This is a genomic window from Polaromonas sp. P1_G4 (assembly GCF_056405475.1).
On sequence record NZ_JBFUCA010000350.1, the window covers coordinates 1 to 4,491 of the forward strand.

The window sequence follows — 4,491 nt, forward strand, 5'->3', positions numbered from 1 at the left end:
GCCCTGGACCGATGCCGCCGCTGAATATGAAATACCGGTTTCACCGGTAGGCAACGGCCTGCTGATTCGTGCGGAAGGCTATCGGGCCTCACTCGGAGTCGTGGGCAGCGGCTTTTTCTGGCTGGTCAGCGCCCTGAGCGCACTGACGGTGTGGATGCTGCTGGGCACCTGGCGCCATACGCGCCGTCGCGTGCAGGCCCAGCAGGCCTTGATTTCTGAAACCAACTTTCGCCGTGCGATGGAGAACTCCATGCTGACCGGCATGCGCGCGCTGGACCTGCAGGGCCGCATCACCTATGTGAACCCGGCGTTTTGCCAGATGACGGGCCTCACTGAAGGCGACCTGGTGGGCCGTACGCCGCCCTTCCCGCATTGGCCGGAAGGCGAGATCGAGACCCTGATGCAGCGGCTGGACGATGAGCTGCACGGCCGCACGCCGCCCGGTGGTTTCGAGGTGCGCGTCAAGCGCAAGAACGGCCAGATTTTTGACGCGCGCATGTATGTCTCGCCGCTGATTGATCCGCGCGGCCAGCAAACCGGCTGGATGACGTCCATGACCGACATCACCGAGCCCAAACGCATCCGCGAAGAACTCACAGCTTCTTACGAACGTTTCACCACGGTACTTGAGGGGCTGGACGCGGCCGTCTCCGTGGCGCCGCTGGGCAGTGAAGAGCTGCTGTTTGCCAACAAGCTGTACCGTTCGTGGTTTGGCGGTGAAGTCTCCGGCCATCTGAACCTGATTGCACAAGCGGGCGTGCCCTCCGCCGTACCCACCGAAGATGCGCTGGATGCGGTCGATGGCCTGGCGGGCTTCCCTACCGACACGCTGACGGCGGCGCAGACGGAAAACGCCGAAATTTTTGTGCCCGAACTCAGCAAGTGGCTGGAAGTTCGTTCGCGTTACCTCACTTGGGTGGACGGCCGTCTGGCCCAGATGGTGATTGCTACCGACATCACGCCGCGGCGCCATGCCGAAGAGCAGGCAGCCCAGCAGAACGAGCGGGCCCAGACTGCGAGCCGCCTGATCACCATGGGTGAAATGGCCTCCAGCGTGGCGCACGAACTCAACCAGCCGCTGACGGCCATCAACAATTATTGCAACGGCATGGTGTCGCGCATCAAGGGCCAGCAGATCAGCAACGAAGACCTGCTGGTGGCGCTGGAGAAAACCGCCAAACAGGCACACCGCGCCGGGCAGATCATCCAGCGCATACGGTCCTTCGTCAAACGCAGTGAGCCCAACCGCAGCTCCGCCGACGTGGCGACCATCGTGAGCAATGCGATGGAGCTGGCCGACATCGAGCTGCGGCGCCATCACGTGCGGCTCAGCCACTACATCGCAGCCCGCCTGCCCGACATCATGGTGGACCCCATCCTGATCGAGCAGGTGCTCATCAACCTGATGAAAAACGCGGCTGAGTCGATTGAACAGGCGCACCTGCCGACAGCGCGGCGCAGCGTCGAATTGCGCGTGGTGCCCAAGCAGATTGAAGACCAGGCCGTGGTGGAGTTTTCGGTGCTCGATACGGGGCGTGGCCTGTCGCCTGAAGTCATGGGCCGGCTGTATGAAGCCTTCTATTCGACCAAGGCCGAGGGCATGGGCATAGGCCTCAAACTCTGCCGCAGTATTGTCGAGTCCCACCAGGGAAGAATGGAGGYCCAGAACCTCTACAATGGGGACGAAGTGGTGGGGTGCCGGTTTACCTTCTGGATCCCCGTGACACCCCTGCTGGCACCGGTGGCGCCTGCTAGCGATACCATAGCAACCAAGGATACCGGCGTTCATTGAAACCCCTTCAAGAACAGTCTCCCGAGAAGTTCACGAAAGAAAGTTTGGCATGAGCTTGATTCCCAAAAAAGGTACCGTCTACGTCGTTGATGATGACGAGGGCGTGCGCGACTCCCTTCAGTGGCTGCTCGAAGGCAAGGACTACCGCGTCCGCTGCTACGACTCGGCCGAAACCTTTCTCTCCCGTTACGACCCGCGCGAAGTCGCCTGCCTGATCGTCGACATCCGCATGGGCGGCATGACGGGTCTCGAATTGCAGGACCGCCTGGTCGAGCGCAAGTCACCGCTTCCCATCGTGTTCATCACCGGCCACGGCGACGTACCCATGGCGGTCAACACCATGAAAAAAGGCGCTATGGATTTCATCCAGAAGCCTTTCCAGGAAGAAGCCCTGGTCAACCTGGTCGAGCGCATGCTAGAGCAGGCCAAAGAAGCCTTCAGTGACTACCAGCAGTCCGCCAGCCGCGACGCCCTGCTCGCCAAGCTCACCTCACGCGAAGCCCAGGTGCTTGAGCGCATCGTGGCGGGCCGCCTCAACAAGCAGATCGCCGACGACCTGGGCATCAGCATCAAGACAGTGGAGGCGCACCGCGCCAACATCATGGAAAAGCTCAACGCCAATACCGTGGCCGACCTGCTCAAAATAGCCTTGGGATCCAACGCACCCAAAGGCTGACCTCCTTCCGCTATCTTTCTGATAGCTGCTTGCGCCCGTGATGATTGGATTTGCGGGCGTTTTTACTTGAAAATCGATAAAAAATGACTGCCCAGCTGATCGACGGAAACGCCCTCTCCAAACAACTGCGCGCTGAAGTCGCCCAACGCGCCGCCGCCCTGCGCGCACGCGGCGTCACACCGGGCCTGGCCGTGGTGCTGGTGGGTGAAAACCCGGCCAGCCAGGTCTATGTGCGCAACAAGGTCAAGGCCTGCGAAGACAACGGGCTGCATTCGGTGCTTGAGCAATACCCTGCCACCCTCAGCGAAGCAGATCTGCTGGCACGGGTAGAGGCGCTCAACAATGACCCGGCCATCCACGGCATCCTGGTGCAGCTTCCGCTGCCTGCCCATATCGACGCGCAAAAAGTCATCGAATCGATCTCGCCCGCGAAAGACGTTGACGGGTTTCACGTCGCCAGCGCCGGCGCGCTCATGGTCGGCCAGCCGGGCTTCTGGCCCTGCACGCCTTATGGCTGCATGAAGATGCTGGAAAGCATCGGCTACGACCTCAAAGGCAAGCATGCTGTGGTCATCGGCCGCAGCAACATCGTCGGCAAGCCGATGGCGCTGATGCTGCTGCAAAAGAACGCCACCGTCACCATCTGTCACAGCGCAACCAAAGACCTCAAGGCCATGACGCTACAGGCCGATGTGATCGTGGCAGCTGTCGGCAAGCGCAACGTGCTGACGGCCGACATGGTCAAACCGGGCGCCGTCGTGATAGATGTGGGCATGAACCGCAACGATGAAGGCAAGCTTTGCGGCGACGTGGACTTTGACGGCGTGAAGGAAGTGGCGGGCTACATCACACCGGTACCCGGCGGTGTCGGCCCCATGACCATCACCATGCTGCTGGTCAATACGCTGGAAGCGGCTGAACGAGCCCCCACGGTCGCTCACTCCGTGTAGTTCCCTGCCCCCCGAGGGGGCCGCTGCGCCTGCGGTCCGGCAGAGCCGGTCCCGCGGCCCCTGCTTGCCGGGGAAATTCAGGTGATTTCGGTTACCGTCGAGCGACTCAAGCGCCACAGCGCCAGGCCGGCGCACAGCCACTGCACAACATACAGCGCCGTACCCAGGCCATGCCAAAGCTTGAGGTTGCCGCCTTCGGCACGCGCACTGACGATGCGCGGCGCGATACCGAACTCCACCAGCAAGGCCAGCAACAAGCCAGTCACTATGAATTTGATAGCTGCTTGCGCTTGCTGCGCAAGGGCTGTATCGTCTTTTTTGTTAAAAACCAGAAGCAACAGCATGGCGCAGCCCGTGCTGAGCCAGGTCTGCGCAGTGAAGAGCTTGGCCGCCATGGCACCGGCAACAGCGGGTGTGCCGAGATTGGCGAACAGCATGGGAACCACCACGAATCCCAAACCAGTCAGGCTGCCCCACCAGAGAGCCGCCACCATCACATTGAAGCGTTGCTTCATTGGAAATTTTCCGATGGGCCGCCCCTGGGGAAATTAGCCCCCTCGGGGGGCAGAGAACTACACACAGTGAGTGAGCGTGGGGGCCACATTTTCTAGATGTACATCACCGCGATGATTTCGTAGCGTTTGATACCGCCTGGCGCCTGGACTTCGGCTGTATCGCCTTCGTCTTTGCCGATCAGCGCACGTGCAATCGGCGAGCTGATGTTGACCCGGCCCGCCTTGATGTCGGCCTCGTCTTCACCCACGATCTGATAAGTCACCTTGTCGCCGGTATCTTCATCTTCCAGTTCGATGGTGGAACCGAACACGACCTTGCCGCCCGCGTCCAGTTCGGACGGGTCGATGATTTGGGCAGCGGAAAGCTTGCCTTCGATTTCCTGAATACGGCCTTCGATGAAGCCCTGACGGTCTTTGGCGGCGTCGTATTCGGCGTTTTCGCTCAGGTCACCCTGCGCACGCGCTTCGGAAATGGAATTGATGACCCAGGGCCGGTCAACGGTTTTCAGCTGGTGCAGTTCGGCCTTGAGGCTTTCCGCGCCACGCTTGGTAATGGGA

The 4,491-nt window shown here is 61.0% G+C and carries 5 protein-coding genes; 3 read left to right on the forward strand and 2 right to left on the reverse strand.

What is annotated here, in order from left to right; all coding sequences use genetic code 11:
• The 3 genes from AC1D1X_RS16275 to folD form a co-directional block, all read left to right on the forward strand.
• A partial coding sequence (locus AC1D1X_RS16275) for a PAS domain-containing sensor histidine kinase (protein WP_477698659.1) occupies positions 1-1,792 on the forward strand: 1,792 nt, incomplete at its 5' end.
• Between the two features lie 49 nt (positions 1,793-1,841).
• Positions 1,842-2,468 carry a response regulator transcription factor gene (locus tag AC1D1X_RS16280; RefSeq protein WP_348047552.1) on the forward strand — a complete coding sequence of 209 codons (627 nt, stop codon included), beginning with the start codon at positions 1,842-1,844 and terminating at the stop codon, positions 2,466-2,468.
• 83 nt (positions 2,469-2,551) lie between these two features.
• Positions 2,552-3,418, forward strand: a complete 867-nt coding sequence (folD, locus tag AC1D1X_RS16285) for a bifunctional methylenetetrahydrofolate dehydrogenase/methenyltetrahydrofolate cyclohydrolase FolD (protein WP_477669265.1) — start codon at positions 2,552-2,554, stop codon at positions 3,416-3,418.
• Positions 3,419-3,495: 77 nt separating this feature from the next.
• Here the strand turns inward: folD and AC1D1X_RS16290 are convergent, their stop codons facing one another.
• Both AC1D1X_RS16290 and greA read right to left on the reverse strand, forming a co-directional pair.
• Positions 3,496-3,933, reverse strand: coding sequence for a DUF4149 domain-containing protein (locus tag AC1D1X_RS16290; protein WP_477669264.1), 438 nt, complete (start codon positions 3,931-3,933; stop codon positions 3,496-3,498).
• Between the two features lie 92 nt (positions 3,934-4,025).
• The coding region (greA, locus tag AC1D1X_RS16295; protein ID WP_477698660.1) for a transcription elongation factor GreA at positions 4,026-4,491 on the reverse strand (466 nt) is incomplete at its 5' end.